This is a genomic window from Cupriavidus nantongensis (genome assembly GCF_041726985.1).
GTDB classification, from domain to species: domain Bacteria; phylum Pseudomonadota; class Gammaproteobacteria; order Burkholderiales; family Burkholderiaceae; genus Cupriavidus; species Cupriavidus nantongensis_A.
Genome location: NZ_CP168302.1, coordinates 778,785 through 800,194, shown reverse-complemented (window position 1 = coordinate 800,194; position 21,410 = coordinate 778,785). Strand labels below are relative to the sequence as shown.

The 21,410-nt window shown below is 63.8% G+C and carries 18 protein-coding genes; 11 read left to right on the top strand and 7 right to left on the bottom strand.

Going from position 1 to position 21,410, the window contains the following annotated elements; genetic code table 11:
* The first annotated feature begins 88 nt into the window (after positions 1–88).
* From ACEI37_RS03370 to ACEI37_RS03360, 3 genes are all read left to right on the top strand, one after another.
* Positions 89–1,150 (top strand): porin, encoded by a 1,062-nt coding sequence (locus tag ACEI37_RS03370; RefSeq protein WP_373377325.1) that lies wholly within the window; start codon positions 89–91, stop codon positions 1,148–1,150.
* Between the two features lie 136 nt (positions 1,151–1,286).
* Positions 1,287–1,628, top strand: coding sequence for a hypothetical protein (locus tag ACEI37_RS03365; protein WP_373377324.1), 342 nt, complete (start codon positions 1,287–1,289; stop codon positions 1,626–1,628).
* Between the two features lie 37 nt (positions 1,629–1,665).
* A complete protein-coding gene (locus ACEI37_RS03360; RefSeq protein ID WP_373377323.1) occupies positions 1,666–2,418 on the top strand; it encodes an SDR family NAD(P)-dependent oxidoreductase in 753 nt (250 codons plus the stop codon).
* Between the two features lie 340 nt (positions 2,419–2,758).
* Here ACEI37_RS03360 and ACEI37_RS03355 read toward each other — a convergent pair whose 3' ends face one another.
* From ACEI37_RS03355 to ACEI37_RS03345, 3 genes are all read right to left on the bottom strand, one after another.
* Positions 2,759–4,315, bottom strand: a complete 1,557-nt coding sequence (locus ACEI37_RS03355) for an amidase family protein (protein ID WP_373377322.1) — start codon at positions 4,313–4,315, stop codon at positions 2,759–2,761.
* Positions 4,276–5,247: a Bug family tripartite tricarboxylate transporter substrate binding protein gene (locus ACEI37_RS03350; protein ID WP_373377321.1), complete on the bottom strand. Its 972-nt coding sequence runs from the start codon at positions 5,245–5,247 to the stop codon at positions 4,276–4,278. Before ACEI37_RS03350 ends, ACEI37_RS03355 begins: the two co-directional genes overlap by 40 nt.
* 128 nt (positions 5,248–5,375) lie before the next feature.
* Positions 5,376–6,269, bottom strand: a complete 894-nt coding sequence (locus ACEI37_RS03345; protein ID WP_373377320.1) for an MBL fold metallo-hydrolase — start codon at positions 6,267–6,269, stop codon at positions 5,376–5,378.
* Between the two features lie 106 nt (positions 6,270–6,375).
* Here ACEI37_RS03345 and ACEI37_RS03340 point away from each other — a divergent pair, with 106 nt between their 5' ends.
* Positions 6,376–7,344: a LysR substrate-binding domain-containing protein gene (locus tag ACEI37_RS03340; RefSeq protein ID WP_373377319.1), complete on the top strand. Its 969-nt coding sequence runs from the start codon at positions 6,376–6,378 to the stop codon at positions 7,342–7,344.
* 83 nt (positions 7,345–7,427) lie between these two features.
* Here ACEI37_RS03340 and ACEI37_RS03335 read toward each other — a convergent pair whose 3' ends face one another.
* Positions 7,428–8,342: a LysR substrate-binding domain-containing protein gene (locus tag ACEI37_RS03335; protein ID WP_373377318.1), complete on the bottom strand. Its 915-nt coding sequence runs from the start codon at positions 8,340–8,342 to the stop codon at positions 7,428–7,430.
* Positions 8,343–8,406: 64 nt separating this feature from the next.
* On the opposite strand from ACEI37_RS03335, the gene ACEI37_RS03330 reads away from it, so the two are divergent.
* The 3 genes from ACEI37_RS03330 to ACEI37_RS03320 are packed head-to-tail and all read left to right on the top strand — an operon-like array spanning position 8,407 to position 12,387.
* A complete protein-coding gene (locus ACEI37_RS03330) occupies positions 8,407–9,630 on the top strand; it encodes a M20 aminoacylase family protein (protein ID WP_373377317.1) in 1,224 nt (407 codons plus the stop codon).
* Entirely contained in the window at positions 9,627–10,616 is a 990-nt protein-coding gene (locus tag ACEI37_RS03325; protein WP_373377316.1) for a tripartite tricarboxylate transporter substrate binding protein, read from the top strand. The genes ACEI37_RS03330 and ACEI37_RS03325 overlap by 4 nt, the downstream gene beginning before the upstream one ends.
* A 31-nt stretch (positions 10,617–10,647) precedes the next feature.
* Positions 10,648–12,387: an amidohydrolase gene (locus ACEI37_RS03320; protein WP_373377315.1), complete on the top strand. Its 1,740-nt coding sequence runs from the start codon at positions 10,648–10,650 to the stop codon at positions 12,385–12,387.
* Between the two features lie 267 nt (positions 12,388–12,654).
* On the opposite strand, the gene ACEI37_RS03315 is transcribed toward ACEI37_RS03320, so the two are convergent.
* On the bottom strand, positions 12,655–13,965 hold the full coding sequence (locus ACEI37_RS03315) for an MFS transporter (protein WP_373377314.1): 1,311 nt from the start codon (positions 13,963–13,965) through the stop codon (positions 12,655–12,657).
* Positions 13,966–14,307: 342 nt separating this feature from the next.
* Here ACEI37_RS03315 and ACEI37_RS03310 point away from each other — a divergent pair, with 342 nt between their 5' ends.
* Positions 14,308–18,306 (top strand): DUF748 domain-containing protein, encoded by a 3,999-nt coding sequence (locus ACEI37_RS03310; RefSeq protein WP_373377313.1) that lies wholly within the window; start codon positions 14,308–14,310, stop codon positions 18,304–18,306.
* Between the two features lie 106 nt (positions 18,307–18,412).
* Positions 18,413–18,610, top strand: a complete 198-nt coding sequence (locus ACEI37_RS03305) for a rubredoxin (protein ID WP_018008339.1) — start codon at positions 18,413–18,415, stop codon at positions 18,608–18,610.
* 44 nt (positions 18,611–18,654) lie between these two features.
* Here the strand turns inward: ACEI37_RS03305 and ACEI37_RS03300 are convergent, their stop codons facing one another.
* Positions 18,655–18,822: a hypothetical protein gene (locus ACEI37_RS03300; RefSeq protein WP_373377312.1), complete on the bottom strand. Its 168-nt coding sequence runs from the start codon at positions 18,820–18,822 to the stop codon at positions 18,655–18,657.
* Between the two features lie 46 nt (positions 18,823–18,868).
* Complete coding sequence (locus ACEI37_RS03295) at positions 18,869–19,048, bottom strand: hypothetical protein (RefSeq protein ID WP_041228702.1); 180 nt, start codon at positions 19,046–19,048, stop codon at positions 18,869–18,871.
* 283 nt (positions 19,049–19,331) lie between these two features.
* On the opposite strand from ACEI37_RS03295, the gene ACEI37_RS03290 reads away from it, so the two are divergent.
* On the top strand, positions 19,332–19,835 hold the full coding sequence (locus ACEI37_RS03290) for a hypothetical protein (protein ID WP_111516864.1): 504 nt from the start codon (positions 19,332–19,334) through the stop codon (positions 19,833–19,835).
* A 212-nt stretch (positions 19,836–20,047) separates the two neighbouring features.
* Positions 20,048–21,406, top strand: coding sequence for a cytochrome c oxidase subunit II (locus ACEI37_RS03285; RefSeq protein ID WP_373377311.1), 1,359 nt, complete (start codon positions 20,048–20,050; stop codon positions 21,404–21,406).
* The last annotated feature ends 4 nt before the right edge of the window (positions 21,407–21,410 follow it).

Here is a 21,410-nt window from a genome sequence, read left to right as displayed (position 1 = left end):
GGATGTCGCTCGCTCGTGCATGGAATTTATACGGCAGAAATTAATTTGTAAATTAAGACTATAACCAGAAAAGAGCGAGGAACGGCGAATGAAAAAATTGGCAATGCTGGCGGCAGCACTGACGACGTCGACGGCATATGGTGGAGCATGGGCGCAGGCGTCTTCGGTCATCCTGTATGGTGTGGCTGACATCGGCATCGTCCACGAAAACGGTGCCGTCGCGGGCTCTGTCACAAAAGTCACCAGCGGCATGATGTCCGGATCGCGATTCGGCATGCGCGGACGCGAGGACCTTGGCGGCGGTACGGCAGCGTTCTTCACCCTCGAGGGCGGTGTGCTGATGGACACCGGGGCATCCGGGCAAGGTGGGTTGCTTTTTGGGCGCCAGGCATACCTCGGGCTGGATAGCAGGGCTGGGCGCCTCACGCTCGGTCGCCAATACACCACGCTGGCGCTGGCCCAGGCAGAGTACGACCCATTTGTCACCGGTCTGGCTGGCACGTCAGCCAACCTGATTTCAGCAGGCGGGCGTGGCGGCTCCAACCGGATGGATAACGGGATCAAGTACAACCTGCCAACCGGCATGAACGGGCTAGAAGGCGAGTTGTCGTACGCCTTGGGCGAAGTGGCTGGGAGTTCTGCAGCAAATGTCCAGTATGGCGCCTCGCTGGGGTACTCGAACCAACGGTTCTCGGCCCGCATTGCCTACGCAGATGCTCAGGATGCGAACGGCCCCGGCAAGAATGCGCGCGAAGTCTTCACGGGTGCCAAATTCGATTTCGGTTCGTTTGTCGGCTATGCAAACTTCGTGATCAACCGGGGAGCGATCGTACCTGGCACGCCGAACTACAAGTCGGAAGACTACCTGATCGGTGCGCAGATCCCTGTTGGCGCCGCGGGACGCATCATTACCTCGTACATCTACAAGGACGACCGGACTGCCGCCAACAATGACGCACAGCAATTCGGCATCGGATACGTTCACAAGGTGTCAAAGCGCACTAGCCTGTACACCTCCTTTGCGCACATCTGGAATCATGCTCCAAACACCGCGACCTCAGGTTTCTACCGCGTATGGAACGCAAACGACGTTGGCAACGCCGCAGCGGGCAACTCCGCGTTTAGCCTGGGCATGAATCATATTTTCTGACTACCGTGTCTGCGGGTCGTGCAGCTCGCAGGCGTTTGGCCCGGCATGTGTCAATGCGGCGTACACCGGGCCCCTTTTATTCTGAAGTGCGCCGGCCGCTGAAGCGGGCTTGGCGAATTCATCCCGGGAATTCCGAATGATTGTACGTTGTGCCTACCTTGAGGGCTCGGTCAGACTGGAGCATCGCAGCCGGTTCGATGCGTTCATCAACGCCGAAATCCTGCCGCTGATGAAGCAGTTCCCGGGCGCAGTATCGGTTCGCGTGATGCGGGCAGACACAATCGAGGAGGTGGGACCGTCTCTCTACATGACTTTCGAGACGGTCTATCCTTCTGTGGAAGCCATGGAGTACGCATTCGCGCAGCCGGTCCGGCATCGCTTGAGGCAAAAGCTCAGCGAGATCATGCCCTTGTTTGAAGGACGCGTCTTCCATATCACTCACACCCTGGTCGCAGACGCGATGGTGCCCGCGGAGTAGTGCGTCAGGTTCCCCGCAACTATATGAAGAGAATGCTATGAATCAAGTGAACACATCGGCCTCGGGTCGGGAGATTGCGTTTGTTACCGGAGGGGCTTCGGGCATCGGACGCGCCACGGTCGCGCGCCTCGCAAGAGATGGGTTTCGTGTTGCCGTTATCGATCGGAACGAGAAGGCCGTGAACGACACGGTGTCCGCTCTCCGGGCTCAGCAATTGGACGTCGCTGGCTACGCACTCGATGTAACCGACCGTGCCGGGATTGCACGGGCGATGGACACTGAAGGTCGCGTCGACGTTGTCGTCTGTGCAGCCGGGGTCTATAAGCCGCGTAGTTTTGATCAGGTCACTGACGAGGACTTCCGCCATACGCTGGAAGTGAACCTGATTGGGGTGTTCATTCCGTCCCAGGAGGGTGCCAGAAGGATGCGCGAAGGCGGCCGGATCGTTACGGTATCGTCGCGCGGTGCACTCGGGGGACTCGGTTTTCCCGATTACGTCGCTTCGAAGGCCGGAGTTATCGGGCTGACGCGTGCCATGGCGATGGAACTGCGTAGCAAGAGGATCGCCGTTAATTCGATTGCGCCAGGGTTCACGGATACGCCGATGACCCGCACCATGCCGCCTGAGCAATACGCCGCAGCGGTGGCGCTGGAGCCGGGCAAGGCGCCTGCTTCACCGGAAGACATTGCGAACGCGATCGCGTTCTTTGCCTCTCCGGGCATTAGATTCGTCACGGGACAGACGCTGTTTGTCGACGGCGGTAAATCCTTGGGTGGTCTCGGCCTCTGATTCGAAGCCAGCCGCGACGATCCGCTCGCTTCCCCGCAAATGAAAGTAGCTGTATTCCCCTTCTATTTCTCCTGATGAATGAGGTGGAATACACGCGTTTCCCAAGTACGGCGCTACTGCTGAGTCCTGGCAATCTTCGCGTTGGTGTCCGGCGTGGGGTGCGTTTGCGGTGGTCTCCACACCGGAGTCCCTGTTCGGCCAGTCAACATGGTATTGGCGGGCCCGTGGTGTCACGGGCCACTTTACCCACCACAGTTTCTGTGCCTTAGACGGTGTCTGAGCTAGGACGTTAGGGGGTTGGTCCGCTGCTCCCTATTTCTTGCTGACTCTCAGAAATTCACTACCTCTCCCTGTCTGCACGCGGACCGGGACTTGCGGCGTTTTCCGAGCCAGCATAGGGAAGCGAAGCATGGAGCGCCAACTCGACCTCAATGAGATGCGCTACCTGTATGGATTCGAGGTCAGCACCCTCCCGCGAGACAACCTGGACGCCAATGGGTAAGCCGTCCGGGGATAGGCCAATGGGAACCACCGTGGCTGGCAAGTAGCACATGCCGATGATCCCGGGCCAGAACTCCTGATCGTAGTAATCAATATCGATACCATCCACCTTGAGCAAGCGTGTTTCGGGCGTTCCTTCGTGATAGGTCTCGAAAGCGTCCCTCAGTGTCACCGGACATATTAGAACGTCCCATTCCTTGAAGAATTCTTGCCAGGCATGTCGCAACGCATGGCGAAATTCGTTATACCGGGCCCAGTCAAGGTGCGACATGGTGGCGAAGCTGGCATGGCGTTTTCTTACGCCTTCTGCGGGATCGCTTGCAAGGAATTTGCGATACTCAGCCAACGTGTCGCTTGACTTGCCGGTAATGACGGCCGCTACGCGCAAGGCACTGTAGGCACGCCGCGCTTCCGCGGGGTCGAAGAACGGCTTGAACTGGCTGACTGATTTTGCCTCTTTGGTCAGTGCCTCCAATAGCCTGTGGAGCTGACCTACAACCGCTTCCCCGGTCCTGACTGTCGAGACTTCCGACCATACCGCGATGCGATAATCTTTCAGGGATTTTCCCCGAGGTGCGGTCAAGTCAAAGCGCCAGGCGCTGGCCGCGGGCGAAGCGGAATTGACGAGCACCCGATGAAACAGGGCAAGGTCTGCCGCAGTCTTTGCCATGGGACCGGCAGTCGCAATATCCGATGGTGCGATGTGCCCATGCAGGGAATCGCCTCGCGCCGTCACGGTTCCCCATGTGGGCTTGTGGCCGAATATGCCGCAGAAGGATGCCGGCACACGAATGGATCCGGCACGATCGCTGCCTAGTTCCAGGGGACTCAGCCCCGCGGCCAGCGCAGCGGCCGAACCCCCTGAAGAGCCGCCAGGCGATCTGCCGGTGCGCCAGGGGTTGTGGGTTTCGCCATACACCGCGTTGTCGGTCTGCCAGTCGGCGCACATGAATGGGACATTCGACTTTCCCAGGATAACCGCGCCCGCGCGCCGGACGGTTTCAATTAAGGCGGAATCCCGGTTCACGACCTGTCGGGTGCGCAGCGGATCGCCATAGGTGACAGGAAGTCCGTCGACGAAGAATGACTCTTTCACCGTGATGGGAAGCCCATGCAGCGCACCGATGGGTTCGCCCCGTGACAGCGCAAGGTCGGCAGCTCTTGCGTGGGCCATGGCCCGGTCGAAATCACGCACCGGGATCGCGTTGATATGCCGGTCGTGCTGTTCTATCCGGTCAATGAAATACTGCGTTGCCTCCTGCGAGCTGATTTCTTTCCTGCGGATGGCATCGACAATGGCACCGGCCGATTGCGCATGCATTGGTCCGTCAAATTTTCTCGCGGTCATCTGCTCACCTATTTGGCAATTTTGTCTTCCCGGATCACTTTCGCCCATCTGGCGGTATCCGCCTGGATCACTTTTGCGAAAGCATCCCCCGCCACTCCTGTGATATGCATATCCAGTTGGCCGATGCTGTGCCTTACCTTTTCCTCTTTGAGGATCTCGGCGACTGTCTTTCCAATGCTGTCCGTTACGGCGGCCGGCGTGCCAGCGGGCGCAAGCAATCCATACCATCCTTCTCCGCTGATCAGGTCGAACCCTTGCTCAGCTGCGGTCGGCACCTCGGGAAGCAATTGGGAGCGGTGGTTTGCGAAGATTGCCAAGGGCCGTATCTTGCCGGCTTTGACATAGGGATACTGCGACATGACCGCATCGAACATCAGATCAATCCTGCCGGATAGCAGATCGACGCGCGACTGGCTGCTCGACGTATAGGGAACGAAAAGCATCTTGATTTTCGCCATATTCGAAAACAGCACCGAGTAAAGGTATGGCAAGCCGTACTGATTGCTGACCGACGCATAGCGCAGTTCACCAGGCTTGCTTCGTGCAAGCGCAACCAGCTCGTTCAGATTCCTTGCAGGAACCGCAGCATTGACTGAGAGCGAAACCGCCAACGTGCAGACCTGCGTAATCGGCGCAAATTTTTTCAGCGCGTCATAGTCTGCAATTCCATCCAGGGCGGGACTGATGGTAAGGGCGCCGGCCTGTGTGAACAAAATCGTGTACCCATCCGGCTTGGCGCGACTGACGGTATTGGCTGCAATCAAGCCTCCAGCCCCGACTTGATTTTTCACTGTGACCGGCACCCCCCATCTGGCCGCCAGTCGTTCTGACACTAGCCTCGCCAGCACATCAAGCGAGCTGCCCGGCCCTGCTGGCGTGACGATCTCTACCACACGGGCCGGATAGTCGGCGGCCATGGCGATGCCCGAAAGCATCGATGCCACCATCGCAAGCCCAATCCTGATCAATCGAGTTCTCATGATGAAGATTCCAGCAAATAGGCACCGAAGCTGAGCTGCATCGCTCGTTTCCCGCTTTTCGCCTGCCCCCGGCCCTGACTTCGCCTCGTCGCTCAGCCGATTCGGTTGTGAATCCGCCGTACAAGCGATTAAAGATCGATGCGCATCAGGTCGTGTGCCAGCCGAAGCGGTCCGCGGTAATTCTTGCGAATATCAGCAACGATCTCGTCCATCAGATGTGGCCCCATCAAATCCACCGGCAGATGCTTGGCGGCTGCCCGCTTCAGCACCGGGCTGGTGGAATCAAAATGGCCAAAGTGTGTAGCGACCAGGCTCTTGACCCTGGAGCGAGCCGCGATTTTGCCAAGATCCGTGGGGCTGGTGTGTGAGTACGTTCCCACGCCTGTCTTCGCCCGGTGTGCGATGAAGGATTCGGGGAAGGTGCATTCATGGATCAGCAGATCGGCGTCCTGCGCCAGACCAACCATTGCCTCGCACGGTGCAGTGTCACCGCTGAAGGCAATCACCTTGCCTTCGGCCTCCACCCGCACGCCGAAGCACTCGCATACCTCACGGGGAATGTGTTCAACCCAGTCGACCGTAATCCTGACATGCCCGTCCTCGAACACCACCCCGGGACTGACTTCCCGCACTTCGGGGCGGATCGCTTCCAGGTTCTCCTGACGCGCCGGATAGGCGCTGCGGGCCTGGAAGTCAGTTTGATAGGCACCATGTTCGAATAAATGATCGACGAAATGCCGGGTTCCTTTTGGACCCAGGACCAGCGGTGCGCCCCGCTTGTTGAGCATCCAGCTCGAGATGACGAAATACGGATAGTCGCAGATATGGTCGTGATGCAGATGGGTCAGGAACACGAATCCGACCGATGCCGGATCGATATTCGCCCGCACCATCTGCCGCGTGGCTCCTTCCCCGCAGTCGAACAAGTAGTGTTTGCCATTGTCCAGCGTCAGGAGGATGGCGGACTGCGCGCGGTCCGGGTCAGGCAGGGCGGCTCCGGTGCCAAGCATGGTGATCTTCATGGTGTCTCCGTCACTGTTTTCGTCGTGGTCCCATGAAGTATGTAAGTTTGCAGTGGAAACCGGGTAATGATAGTTTGTGATCCAGTGAAAACTGCCAGGAATTACCATGACCGGCGAACGTGTCGCTAGCAGCCGACAGATCCGCTCTAGGCTTAGAATCAGGCACCTGGAACTACTCCTCGCGCTAGGCGAGTTACGCAGCCTCCACAAGGCTGGAGCTCGGCTTGGCATGACCCAGCCTGCAGCAAGCAAGCTGTTGCAAGAAATCGAGGAAATGTTCGGCGTGCATCTGTTTATCCGCTCCGCGCGCGGCATCGCCCCTACTGAATTCGGCACCGCACTGTTGCGCAAGGCTGAGTTGTTGCTGTCAGACCTGGACAGCGCGCGTGAGGAAATCGACAGCCTGGTACAAGGCGCTGCAGGCCGGATCCGGGTCGGCGCGCTCCAGGTCGCGCTTCCCGCGCTGCTGCCACGCGCGTTTGCCCAGCTGCGATCGACCTATCCGCGCATCAGCTTTCTGTTGCAGGAGGGGGCCAGTGACGTTCTGCTTACCGCCCTGGCAAGGGGCGAACTCGATTGTGTGCTAGGGCGCGTAGCGCCCGAGATCCCGCCCACGGAGCTATTTAGTACGGAGATCCTATATGAGGAACCAGTGTGTGTTGCCGCCCGTGTTGGCCACCCACTCGCGGACACCGATTCCGTCACGCCCGAAGTCCTCGCCCGCCAGGAATGGATACTCCCCGCCCGGGACGCCCCTCTGCGTCATACGATAGAGCGCTATTTCCGTGAGGAGGGCCTCGCGGCCCCCTTTGCGATGATCGAATCTGTTTCCGTGCTGGCTAACGCCATCTTGATGCGCGACACGGATTTGCTGGCGGCGATGCCGCTGGCCGTGGCAAATCACTATGCAGAACTGAATGTGCTCACCATCTTGCGTTTTCGTCCGGACTGGACTCTGCCCCAAGTCGGTATCGTGATGCGCAGCAACGCGCCGGACTCACCTGTGATGACGGCTTTTCTCTCGACTTTGCGCGCAGTTGCTGGCGAGCTTGGGCGGAGGGATGTCTTTGCCTGAAAATTGAATCAATAGGCTAGCGCCGCTCACCTGTCGCCAGATAACAGCCAACTCGCGCGGGCGCTCACAACGCGGCCGTGGCCTTACTCCACCTTCAATTGCCTGACGAAGAGCGCCGCAAGCGGACGCGCGGCACTGCTCAGCGGCACGCCGCGCAGCGTGATCAGTCCCAGCGCCATCGGCGGGGGCAAGGGCTCGATCTCAAAGCGGTGCAACCCCGAGCCGTAGGTCTCGTCGTCAAGCAGCGTGGTCGGACAGAACCCCACCATGTCGGTCCGGCGCATGAGTTCGGCCATCAGCATCGGCGAGGTGCACTTGACGATCTTGCGCGGCATCGGATGCCCATTCTCGCGCAACCATGCCACCAGGGTTTCGCTTTGACTGCCAGCCGAGAAATTCATGACCCACGTGGCCTCCTTCAACGCTTCCCAGCTGCGGGCGCCAGCCAGCGGGTGGCCGCGCCGGCCGGCCGGCAGTGCCACGACGGGCGCCAGCGGCTCAAACACCAGTTCGTAGGGCAGGTCGGCCGGATCAGCGATGGCAACGGCGAAATCCAGCCTCCCTTCCAGCAATGCGGGCACCAGGCTGCTCAGGAAACCTTCGCTGAGCGATAGCTCCGCATCGGGCTGCAGTTGGGTGAAAGCCATTGAAACTTTCGGCAACACCTCGATCGCCAACAAAGGGGAGAGCGCGATCGCCACGTGCGCGCCGGCACCGCCCCGGATGAGCCGAATCTCTTCGCGTGCCTTGTCCAGGACCGACAAAGCCAGCCTCGCATGCGTGAGCAGGGCCTGTCCCGCCAGCGTGAACTCAATGCCCTTGTAGCTGCGGACCAGCAGCTCGGCACCGACATCTTCCTCCAGCTCTCGCAACGCCTTGGTCAGGGAGCTCTGGCTGAGATGCATGGCCCGTGCTGCTGCGCGGATCGAGCCGCTCTCGGCGATCTGGGTGAGGGCGCGTATCTGGTGGTTCTTCATGCACTCTTTGAGTGATTCCATTTGGATGTCACCCCGGAAAAGATATCGCCTTTTGGGTTTCATGCCAAGGTCATAGCATGCTTCCATGCACGAAGAGCTCAACTTCTACATTGACATCGGGGCCATGACGAGATGGCGCCACGCCATTCACCGCCGGCCGGAACTAGGCTTCGAGGAATTCCACACCAGTGCGCTGGTCGCACGCTGCCTTCGCGAGTGGGGCTATGAAGTCACGACCGGCCTTGCCGGAACCGGCCTGGTCGGCACGCTGGTCTTCGGGCCGGGTCTGCGACGCCTTGCCCTGCGCGCCGAGATGGACGCACTGCCGATCCAGGAGACGACGGGCCTTCCCTGGGCCAGCGAGGTACCCGGCCAGATGCATGGCTGCGGCCACGACGGGCATACCGCCATGTTGCTCGGCGCTGCGCAGGCGCTCGCACGCTTGCGCGACGCGGGTACGGATTGGGACGGTACCCTGCACGTGATTTTTCAGCCGGCCGAGGAACTGGGTGGCAGCGGCGGCGCGCAGCGCATGATTAACGAAGGCCTGTTCGAGCGCTTTCCGTGCGACGCCGTATTCGCCATGCATAACCTGCCGGGAGCGCCTGCTGGACACTTCTACTTTCGGGAGGGGCCGTTCATGGCCTCATCCGATCGTGTCCTGCTCACGTTCGGCGGCCGCGGCGGCCACGGTGCGCTGCCGCACCTGGCGGCCGACCCGACCGTTGCCGCGGCGGCCACGGTGATGGCGCTGCAGAGCATCGTTGCGCGCAACGTAGACCCCCTGGCCTCGGCCGTGATCACCGTGGGCCGGCTGCAAGCCGGAAAGACCTATAACGTCATCCCGGAGTTGGCCGAGTTGGAACTGAGTGTGCGCGCGTTGACGCCAGGGGTGCGCGATCTGCTGGAAAAGCGTATCCACGCGGTAGCCGAAGGGCAAGCGCAGAGCTTCGGCCTGACCTGCAGCGTGGATTATCAGCGCGGCTACCCCGTGCTGGTAAACAGCGCGCCCGAAACGCAGCTCGCGCTGCGGGTGGCCCGTAGCGTGTTTGGCACCGCCCATGTCATCGATGGCGCCGACCCGCTGTGCGCAAGCGAGGACTTTGCCTACATGCTGGAGCAGCGCCCGGGCTGCTACCTGTTTGTCGGCAACGGCGATAACGGTTATGCCGATGGGCAGCACTGCGGGCCGTGCAGTGTGCACAACCCGGGTTTTGACTTCAATGACCACAACTTGGGCCCTGGCGCGCGCTTCTGGATTGCGCTGGCCCGCGCCTTTTTTCTTCCCGACCACAAGGAATCGACATGACCCGCATCGGCCGCCTGGCCGCCGCAGCCATCGCGCTCACCGCCGTCCTGGGTGCCAAGCATGCACCTGCCGCCGAGCCTTTCCCTTCCCGTGTCGTGACGCTGCTCGTGCCCTATCCGGCCGGCGGACTGTCGGACTCCATCGCGCGAGCACTGAATGTTTCGCTGGGCCGATCGCTCGGGCAGCAAGTTATCGTCGAGAACCTTGGCGGTGTCAGCGGGGCACTGGCAGCGCAGAAGGTCATCAATGCACCGGCCGACGGCTATCTCATATTTCTGGGCTCACCGAACGAGGTCATCCTATCGCCGCTGGGCAATGCCGCGGTCAAGCTCAAGGCGGAGGATTTCCGCTTGCTGGGGCAGGCCACCGTCAACCCGCTGGTACTGGTTGCACGCAAGGAACTGCCGGTCCAGTCTGCCGATGAACTCATCGCGCTGGCCAAGGCACGAACGGGCAACAGCCTTTCATACGGCAGCGTCGGGATCGGCTCCATGTACCACCTGCTTACGGAAAGCCTAGCCCAGCAGACCGGAATCCAGGTCACGCACGTGCCATACAAGGGAATGGCACCGCTGCTGCAGGACATGGGCGGCAATTCGGTGGACTTCGCGATCCTGCCATATGCAACGAGCTTTCGCGGTCTGGCTGATACGGGCCGCATCAAGTTGCTAGGGTGGCTTGGCAACACGCGCAGCCGCCTCGACCCGGCCGTGCCCGCAGTCGGTGAGGGCAAGACGCTCAAGAACTTCAGCCACGCGACCTGGGCCGGCCTGATGATCAGGAAGGGAACGCCGGACGACATCGTGGCGCGCCTGCACACGGCTTTGAACAAGGCCCTGCAGGATCCCGAGGTGCGTCGCCAATTGGAAGCCACGGGCTCGGAAGTCGCCGCGCCGATGTCGCAGGATGAGGCTGACCGAAAGCTGCGGGAGGAAACCACGAAGTTTCGGGCGATGGCGCGAAGCATTCGTCTGGAGCCGCAATAAGAAGCTCAAATTATAAGGGAGGAGACTAAACATGCACGCCTTGAAATCGCCAGGTTCGTTGTCAAACGCAATTGTCGCCGTTGCAGTCGCCGGCATCGTGTCGGCCTGTGGTAGCGACGATGTACCTCAGGCAGAGGTCGCGGATGCCGTCTACACCAATGCCAAGGTGTTGACCGTCGATGGCAGCAACTCGGTTACCCAAGCGTTCGCGGTCAAGGATGGGCGCTTTCTCGCCGTCGGCGAGAGCGCCGACATCAGGAAACACATCGGCGCCAATACGACGGTCGTCGACTTCGGCGGACGCACCGTAGTCCCGGGTCTTAGCGACGGGCATATCCACGACGTCGGCGGTGGTCCCGGCATAGACCTGTCGCAGACACGCTCGATCGCCGAGATGCTGGCGACGTTGAGCATGGCTGTTGCCAAAGCCAAGCCAGGGGACTTGCTGATCAGCAACCCGGACTGGTATCACGGTCAACTGAACGAACGGCGGATGCCGACCAGGAGCGAGCTTGATTCAGTGGCACCAGGCAACCCGGTGGTGCTGCTTCGTGGCGGTCTGACGGCTGTGCTCAACAGCGCGGCCTTGCAAAAATGGAACATCACCGAGAGTACGCAATCGCCGCCAGGCGGCCTGATCGAGAAGGACGCCAACGGCAAGCTGACAGGCGTCCTCATCAATGCGGCGAAGAACCTTATGTCGCTGCCACCCGATCCTCCGTTCGACGCTACAAGGATGCAAGCGCTTCAGCAAAAGCTGAACGCGCTCGGCATCACCAGCGTGCGCGTGCCCGGGGCCTTCACCGGAACCAGTGTGCCGGCAGCATACAAGCTGATAAGGCAATTGCAGAGCGAAGGTAAGCTGACCCTGCGCTTCGACTTGTTGCTGGATTCGCGAGTGAGTTCTGCCCAGGAGGTTCGCAATATCATGGCCTCCGCCGGCCTTGCTCCAGAAAGCGGAGACGAATGGGCGAGGATCTGGGGTGTAAAGACCTATGTCGACGGAGGTTTCGAAGGCGGCTTCATGACGGAGCCCTTTGCTGAACCCCATGGCCACGACGGCACTTACTTTGGACTGCCGCTTGTCACGGGGGAACAGCATGAGGCCGTGGCCGGAGAATGGGCCAGGAACAAGTATCGGGTAGCCGTGCACGTGGTCGGCGATGCCGCGCTGGATCAGGTCCTCACGAGCTGGGAGAAAATGGAAAGGGCCGCTCCCGGCACGGTGAAGGACTGGGTGATCGAGCACGCGCTCGTGGCCCGGCCGGACCAGATCCCTCGGATCAAGGCCTTGGGCGTCAAGCTATCCATGCAGCCGCACCTGTACTACGCGGCGCCCATCCTGTCGAACCTTTGGGGCAGGCAGCGTGCGGAGACCGTGACGCGAACCAGGGAATTCGTCGAGGCCGGCTTCAAGGTCATGGGAGGATCGGATTCACCGCTGGTTCTGAATCCCTTTCTCACGATGTATCACTTCGTCGTCCGGGACACGATCAATGATGGCATCTACGGAACTCAGGAGAGGATCAGTCGAACCGATGCGCTGCGGATGTTCACCATCAATTATGCAGAGCTGAACCATGAAGCAGCGGACAAGGGATCGATCGAGAGAGGCAAGCTGGCGGACTTCGCAGTTCTGCCCAACGACTACATGACCATGCCGGAGGAGGGTATCAAGCATCTCGCGCCAGTCGCCACATACGTGGGTGGTCGCCAGGTCTACCGGAGCAACTCCGTGACCTTCGGCCAGCACATCGGCAGAAAATACTGATTGAAGCGTGACGAATCCGGCCGGTTCATTATTCCAGGGACCCGGCCGGGCGGCAGTCCGATAACTCGCTGCCCTATCGCGCCTCAGCGAAATGCGAGCGCGATGGCACGCCGATGGCTGCTGCGCTGAGGGCTGAGTTAGTCGTCGTCAGCGGGAACCGCATGCCCTTGGTCCGGTAAGGCCTGCAAGGCAATAGCCGACCCGGCCATTCACGCCCCGCGTAGGGCATTCGCCCTCCCTCTTGACTGGCTTGCCGCGACAGCCCCATCACCCCCGCGCCCGCTCCTTCACAAACAACGCCGTCACCATCCCCAGCACACACAGCGCCACCACATAATGCGCCGGCGCCAGCGGATCGTTCTTCAGCATCAGCGTCACCACCATCGGCGTCAGGCCACCGAAGATCGCATAGGACACGTTGTAGGAGAACGACAGCCCCGAGAACCGCACCTGCGGCGGGAACGCGTTGACCAGCACGAACGGCACCGCGCCGATGGTGCCGACCAGGAAGCCCGCCAGCGCGTACAGCGGCAGCAGCAGGTCGGGGCGGGTGAAGATGGTGGTGTAGAACGCGTAGGCGCAGAGCGCCAGAAGCAAGCCACCGAAGAACAGCGTGCGGCGCGCGCCGATGCGGTCGGCCAGGGCGCCCGAGACGATGCAGCCGACGGTCAGGCACAGCGTGGCCACGCTGTTGGCGACCAGCGCGGTGCGGGCGTCGAAGCCATACAGCTTCTGCAGGAAGGTGGGGGTCATCAGGATCACCACCACGATGCCGGCCGACAGCATCCACGTCAGCAGCATCGACACCGCGACGCTGCCGCCGTGGTCGCGCATCACTGACTTCAGCGGCATTTCCGCCGCCAGTGCCTTGCGCTGCTGCAATTCGGCGAAGACCGGGGTCTCGTGCAGCCAGCGGCGCAGGTACATCGAGGCGATGCCGAACACGCCGCCGATCAGGAAGGGCACGCGCCAGCCGTAGTCGGCCAGTTCGGCGGGGGTGAACACGGTGTTGATGCCGGTTGCCACCAGCGAGCCGAGCAGGATGCCGGCGGTCAGCCCCGCAGTCAGCGTGCCGCAGGCATAGCCGACATGGCGCGCCGGGACGTGCTCGGAGACGAAGACCCAGGCGCCCGGCACTTCGCCGCCGACGGCAGCGCCTTGCAGGATGCGCAGCACCAGTAGCAGCACCGGCGCGGCCAGCCCGATGGACTGGTAGGTTGGCATCAGGCCCATCAGCAGCGTTGGCACGGACATCAGCAGGATCGACAGCGTGAACATCTTCTTGCGGCCGAGCAGGTCGCCGAAGTGCGCCATGATGATGCCGCCCAGCGGCCGCGCCAGGTAGCCCGCCGCGAAGATGCCGAAGGTCTGCAGCTGGCGCAGCCAGTCGGGTACCGACGGCGGGAAGAACAGCTGGCCGATCACCGTCGCGAAGAACACGAAGATGATGAAGTCGTAGAATTCGAGCGCGCCGCCGAGGGCGGCAAGGGAAAGCGTCTTGTAATCCTGGCCGGTGAGGGCGCGCGCGCCGGCGCGCGGCGTGCCGACACCCGCGGCGGTACTGCTGGTGGTAGACATGGAATGGACTCGCATGGAAGAGAACGCATGCGAAGCGCGCAGCACGGAATAACGTGAGGAGTGTGGCCGGGGGGTACAGCGCGGGAGAGGCAGGCACGACGCGGCGGGTAAGCCACAGGCTTGCGACGGGACGCTTCGCAAAGGACGTAAAGATACCAGATCGGCGCTCGGGCCGTTGAGCGGTCAAACCGACGCCGAGTCAACGCCAGCCTCGCGCAGAGCTTCGCCTGGCCAATTTCTTTGCTTTGTCCAAAACCGTTGCCATAATGTCGAAAAATGTGAAATCCGGGGCACAAAGAAGCGTGCAGCGCCGGATTGTGGGGTCGGAATTTCTGGAACGTCATGGCATTCAAGCAATCCATCCAGGCGGCAGCCACGGTGGCTGCCACGCCGCGCGGCCGATTGGCCGTGCGCATTGCGGGCGGCGTGGCGGTGGCGCTGGCGGTGTTCGGGCTGGCGGGGTATTTCGGCGGGCCGCCGCTGATCAAGTACCTGGTCGAAAAGAACGCGACCGAGGCGCTCGGGCGCAAGGTCACGCTGGGGCAGGCCCAGGTGCGGCCGTTCGAGCTGGCGGCCACGCTGACCGACCTGACCATATACGAGCGCGACGGCAAGACGCCGGCGCTGACGCTGGGCGAGGCACAGGCCAATACCTCGCTGGCCTCGGTCTGGCACCTGGCGCCGGTGGTCGACAACCTGCATGTCGACCGTCTGGTCGTGCACGTGGTGCGGGGCGCCGACGGCCGCATGAGCTTCGCCGATGTGCAGGAGAAGTTTGCGGCGCTGCCGCCCAAGCCGGCCGATGCCAAGCCGGCGCGCTTCTCGGTCAACAACATCGCGGTGACCGGCAGCAGCCTGCGCTATGACGACAAGCTGCTCGACACTACCCTGCGCGTCGACAATCTGACGCTGACGCTGCCGTTCCTGTCCAACCTGCCGCACGACGTCGAGATCGTGACCCGACCCACGCTGAGCGCGCAGGTCAATGGCACGCCGCTGGCGCTGGACGGCGAGGTGCTGCCTTTTGCGGATTCACGCCAGACCCGGCTCAACCTCAACCTCGACGGGCTCGAGGTGGCGCGGATGATGGCGTTCGCGCCGCCGTTGCGCGATGCCGAGGTCAAGTCCGGCAAGCTCGATACGCGGCTGACGGTGGCGTTCCGCCAGCAGCAGGACACGCAGGAGATGGTGGTGCTGGGCACCGCCGCGCTGCGCGAAGCCGACGTGCGCACGCGCGCCGGCCAGCCGCTGATCCGCAGCGGCAAGCTGGCGGTCGATATCGCCAGGCTGGAGCCGCTGGCGCATCGCGCGCAGCTGCGCAGCGTCGAGATCGACGGGCTGGCGGTGGAGGCGGCGCGGCGTGCGGACGGCTCGCTGAACCTGGCCACGGCCTTCCTGCCGCAGGCGGTGAGCCGGTCCACCGATGGCGTGGCACCGGCACCGGCACCGGCCTCGGCCCCCGCCGCTGCCTCGGCCGTGCCGGCAGCCCCCGCGACGGCCGCGGCCAAGGACGTGCCGTGGCGCTATGCGGTCGACCGCATCGTGGTCAGGCAGGCCCGGGTCGGATTCGAAGATGCGCTGGCGCCATCGGGCCCCGGCAAGCTCGCGCTCGGACCGCTCGATGCCGAGGTCAAGGGCTTTGCCGGCACCGACGGCGACAAGCCGGTGCGTGTCGAGGCCACCTTGACCGTGGCCGACGGCCAGACCCTGCACCACAGCGGCGACCTGCTGCTGCGCGACGGCTCGATGGCCGGCACGCTGGAAACCACCGGCTTGCGGCCGCAGGGATTTGCCGCCTGGTGGCCGCGCGAGCTGCGCAGCCAGTTCGGCACCACCGCGGTCAACGCCGAGCTGCATTACCGCATGGCGTGGGGCGCGCCGCAGTTCCAGTTCGTGCTGGAAAAATCGCGCCTGGAGCTGGCGCCGCTGTACGTCGCCACGCGCGACCCGGTGGTGATGCCGGCGGCCGCCGCACCGCGCGCCAACGCAGCCGATGCGCATGCCGCGGACAGGCCGCAGGGCGCCGGCCGCCGCACGCGCGACCGCGCCGGCGAGCGCGGCAGCGACCGCGACGGCGCCGCGCTGCCTCTGCTGCAGGCGCAGAAGCTGGTGCTGGACGATATCCAGTTCGACCTCGCCAAACAGACCTTTGCCACCAGCCAGGTGACGCTGGCGCAGCCGCAGATCGCCGCCACGCGCGACCATCGCGGCGAGCTGATCGAGATGGCGCGGCTGTGGGCGAGCGAATCCGCGCAGCAGGCGCGCGCGGCGCCGCGGCGCACGGCCAGCGCCAATGGAGCCAACAGCGCTGCCGCCGGCGGCGGCTGGAAGGCCAATATCGGCAAGGTCGTGGTGGAAGGCGGCAGCGCCCGCCTCGCGGACTACCAGCCGGCGCAGGCCAACCGCGGCCGCCCGGTGATCCACCAGTTCCGCAATATCGCCCTGAGCACCGGCGCGGTGGCCTGGCCGCTGACGCCGGCGGCCGTGCCGGTCAAGCTGCATGCTGAATCCGGCCGCCGTGGCGTGATCGGCATCGATGGCACGGTGTTGCCGGCGCTGCCGGCGAGCCGGCTGCAGCTGGACCTGCGCCAGGTCGACGTGAGCCCGTTGCAGCCTTACCTGGCCGACCGCTTCAACGCCGCGCTGCGCAGCGGCACGCTGACGGTCAAGGGCAGGCTCAATGTCGATGCGCCGGCCGGCAAGCCGCTTGCCGCGCATTTCAACGGCAATGTGCAGACCGGCAACGTGCGCACGGTGGACCGCGTCAGCGGCGACGACTTCCTGCGCTGGCGCTCGCTGGCGGTGTCGGGCATCGACTTTGCGATGGACGAGAGCAAGGGACCGATGCGCGTCACCCTGGGCAAGATCGCGCTGTCCGACTTCTACGCCCGCGTGATCCTGAACGCCAACGGCCGCCTGAACCTGCAGGACGTGATGGCCGGCGGCGCGGAGAAGGGCGAGGCCGCGCCATCCACCAGCCTGACGCAGGCGAATCCGACCTCGACGCCGACCTCGACGCCGACCTCGACGCCGGCTTCGGCCCCGGCCGCGCCGCCGGTGCAGGCCGGCGACACGCGCAGCGCGCAGGTCGAGCAGAAGCCGGGCGGGCCCAAGCCGCAGATCCGCATCGGCGGGGTCTCGGTCGACAAGGGCAACATCAATTTCTCGGACTTCTTCGTCAAGCCCAACTACACCGCCAACCTGACCGGCATGAAGGGCTCGGTGTCCAAGGTATCGTCGGGCGACCCCACGCCCGCCGACCTGGTGCTGGACGGCCGCATCGACGACGACGCGCCGGTCAATATCAGCGGCAAGCTCAATCCGCTGGGCGAGCAGCTGTTTCTCGACATTGCCGCCAAGGCCGCGGGCGTCGAGCTGACCCGGCTCACGCCGTATGCCGCCAAATACGCCGGCTACCCCATCACCAAGGGCAAGCTGACCGTGGACGTGGCCTACAAGATCGAGAACGGCAAGCTCGATGCGCGCAACCACCTGTTCCTCGACCAGCTTACCTTCGGCGAGCGCGTCGACAGCCCCGATGCGACCAAGCTGCCGGTGCTGCTGGCGGTGTCGCTGCTCAAGGACCGCAATGGCGTGATCGATGTGAACCTGCCGGTGTCGGGCTCGCTGTCGGATCCGGAGTTCAGCATCGGCGGCGTGATCGTGCGTGTGATCGTCAACTTGTTGACCAAGGCGATCACCTCGCCGTTCTCGCTGATCGCCTCGGCCTTCGGCGGCAGCGGCGAGGAGCTGGGCTATGTCGAGTTCGCGCCCGGCACCGCCACGCTGACCCCGGCGGCCAGGGACAAGATCGCCAAGCTGGGGCAGGCGCTCAATGACCGGCCCTCGCTGCGCCTGGAAATCAGCGGCCGCATCGATCCCGCCACCGATGAAGCCGGCGCCCGCCGCGCCTGGCTGGATGCGCGCGTGGCCGAGCAGAAGCGGCGCGACCTGCGCGACAACGCACAGGCCGGTGCCGAAGCGGGCGATGACGAGGCCGGCGAGCAGGGCGCCGAGGTCAAGGTGTCGAAGGCCGAGTACCCCAAGTACCTGGAGCAGGTCTACAAGCGCACCTCGATGAAGAAGCCGCGCAACTTCGTCGGCTTTGCCAAGACCTTGCCGCCCGAGGAGATGGAAAAGCTGCTGATGGCCAACGCCACGGTGACCGAGGCCGACCTGAAGCGCCTGGCCGAGCAGCGTGCGCTCGTGGTGAAGCAGTCGCTCGAACGCGAAGGCAAGGTGCCCGAGAGCCGGCTGTTCCTGACCGCGCCCAAGCTCAGCGCCGAAGGCATCAAGGACAAGGGCACGCCCAACCGCGTGGACTTTTCCATCCGCGGCTAGCGCGGATGGCGGCGCCGCAGCGCGCGGCGCCGCCACGGGTCCTGCCGGGAAAACCGGTATGATTCGGCCCGGACAATCCGTTCCATCGCCGAATCAGGAGTGAATTTTGCAGCAGGAGCCAATGGAAGCCGCCGTCGCCTACAAGACGTGGGTGTGCGTGATCTGCGGCTGGGTGTACGACGAAGAGCAGGGCTGGCCGGAAGACGGCATCGCCCCCGGCACGCGCTGGGAGGACATTCCCGACGACTGGCGCTGCCCGGAATGCGACGTCGGCAAGGGCGAATTCGCGATGATCGAGCTGTAAACGGCCCGCTGCGCTCTTTACGACGCCTGGCAGACTCTGGCTGGCTAGCCGTCGTGGCGCCTGTGTCCCGGCCGCCACAGCCCCGCGCGCTGTCGCTGCACCCCGCACCGCCGATACCGCATCCGGTACGGATGACTGCAGCGCCACAGCGCCCGCCACACGGTAATGCACAGCAGCGCCACCATGATGGCGGCAAGCAGGCCGATCGACATAGCGGGGCCCTCCTCCCACTACGTGTGAACCGGACTCCCGCGGGAGTCAGATCAGCAGCGGTAATGCCTCCAGCACCAGCACCGCGACCAGTGCGCCGATCAGCGCGCCCATGGTGCGGCAACTGATGCGCAGGAACTTGGCGGTCACCGGGATCGAGCCCATGGCGATCACGCCTACCAGCGCCATCGGAATCAGGAATACAAGATCATGCGCGGTGAAGTGCATGGCGGTCTCCTGTCTCTCTCTTTTGTGATTCCAGTATAGGCAGTGTGTGCCGTATGAACGGTGTGCGCATCGGGATTGTCCCCGATGCGGCGCTTGCACCCGCCCCTGCAGGTATCGGCGGCCGCACTTGCCTCAGGCGGTCGTTGCGCGACGTACGCAATCCGAGCCTTTTTTCGGCTGGCCGCTGTCGAAGCGCTAAACGCGTGTCCTATGCTGAGCAGAGACGCGGGGCGTGTTTCCCCTTTCGTGCGATGCCCCGCCGACGAGAGAGACGGAGGTGGCTATGGAACTTCACATGCAATCGCACCACTACGTGCGACGACTGCCGGACTGGACCGCGGCAGCGGTGTCGGGGCTGGCGGCGGGCGCGTTGCTGCTGGTGCTGGAACTGTTCTGGTCGTCGATGGTGTCGGGCGTCAACCCCTGGGTGGCCACGCGCATGATCGCGGCGATCGTGATGGGGCCTGAGGTGCTGCAGACCTCGCTGTTCAGCGTCGGCACGGTGGCGGCGGCACTGGTGATCCACTTCGTGCTGGGCGCGGTGCTCGGCATGATCCTCGCGGCGATCCTGGCGCCGTTCACGCTCGACTCCAGCCTGGGCCTGGCCATGCTGGCGGGCGCGGTGTTCGGGGTGCTGGTCTACGTCTTCAACTTCTACGTGATGACGCGGGCGTTCCCGTGGTTTGTCGAGGTGCGCGGCTGGCATACCTTCGTCGGCCACCTGATCTTCGGCATCGCGGCGGCGGCGTGCTACTGGAAGCTGGAAAGCAAGGACGTGTCGCACTGAGCGCGAGCCGGCCGGCACATCTCACCGGCACACCGCAGCGGCGGCGGGGACCACGGGTTCCCGCCGCCGCTTTTTCCTTGTGCGGCGCACTTGTGCAGTGCGACACCAATGCTCCGGCGTGTCGCCTTGCAGTGACCTGACGGCATGCACTAGTCTTATCTCTACCTGCGTGACTTGCGCATCCCTCGCCGCGCGCGAGGAGGAGGGTGGATATGGCGATGGCCATCGCACTCGTCGTCATGGTTGCCGCGTCGGTGCTCTTTCATTTCCTGAGCCCGTGGTGGGCAACGCCGCTGGCGTCCAACTGGAAACAGATGGACGACACGCTGACCATTACCCTCGTCATCACCGGCATTTTCTTTATCGGCATCAACCTGTTCGTCGGCTACATCGTCTGGCGCTTTCGCCATGATGCGCCGCATCCCAACGGCGGCAGCGGCCACCGCGCGTCCTACCACCCCGAGAACAGCAGGCTTGAACTGTGGCTGATCGGCGGCACCACGCTGGGCGTGATCTTGCTGCTGGCGCCGGGTTTGTTCGTCTACGCCGACTACGTGCGCCCGCCGCGCGAGGCCATGGTGATGGAGGTGGTCGGGCAGCAGTGGTCATGGGCCTTCCGCTTTCCCGGCAAGAGCGGGCAGCTGGGCGCGTCCGACGCGCGCTTCGTCACCGGCGCCAATCCGCTTGGGCTGGACCCGGACGATCCTCGCGGGCTCGACAACATCGTCATCGTCGGGCCGGAGGTGCACCTGCCGCTGAACCAGCCGGTCAAGGTGCTGCTGCGCTCCAAGGACGTGCTGCATGACTTCTACGTGCCGCCGTTCCGCGCGCGCATGAACATGGTGCCGGGCATGGTGACGTCATTCTGGTTCACGCCGACGCAGGCGGGGCGCTTCGACATCCTGTGCGCGCAGCTGTGCGGCGTGGGGCATTACAACATGCGTGGCACCGTGGTGGTGGAAGAGCCGGCCGCGTTCGAGGCGTGGCTGGCAAAGCAGCAGACCTTTGCCATGACGCTGGCGAAGGCCGCGGCGCCGCCGGCGGCGATGGCCGCGGCAGCGCCCGGTGCCGCGGGTGCGGCCGGCACCATCGAGAAGGGCCGCGCGCTGGCGCAGAGCAAGGGCTGCGTCGGCTGCCACAGCATCGACGGCAATCCAGGCGTGGGCCCGACCTGGAAGGGCCTGTACGGCAAGACCGAGAGCTTTGCCGATGGCAGCAGCGCCAAGGTGGATGATGCCTTCCTGCACAAGGAGATTGCGGACCCGCATGCGCGGCTGGTCAAGGGCTACGGTCCGGTGATGCCGAAGGTGCCGGTCAGCGACGACGAGGTCGCAGCGCTGACCGCGTATATCAAGTCCGTCGGCAGCGGCGCGGCGGACGCCGGCATGGTGGCGCCGGTGGCGCCGACGGACGTGCCGGCCGGAGCGGCCGCCACCACCAGCGCCGCGACCACGGCGGCCACCGGTTCGGCAGCGCCCGCGGCCACGGCCGGCGCCGCATCCGGCAGCTATACCACTTCGACGGCCGTCGCGGTGCCGCCCACGGCCGCGCCCGCGCCGCCGCGCCAGTAAGGAG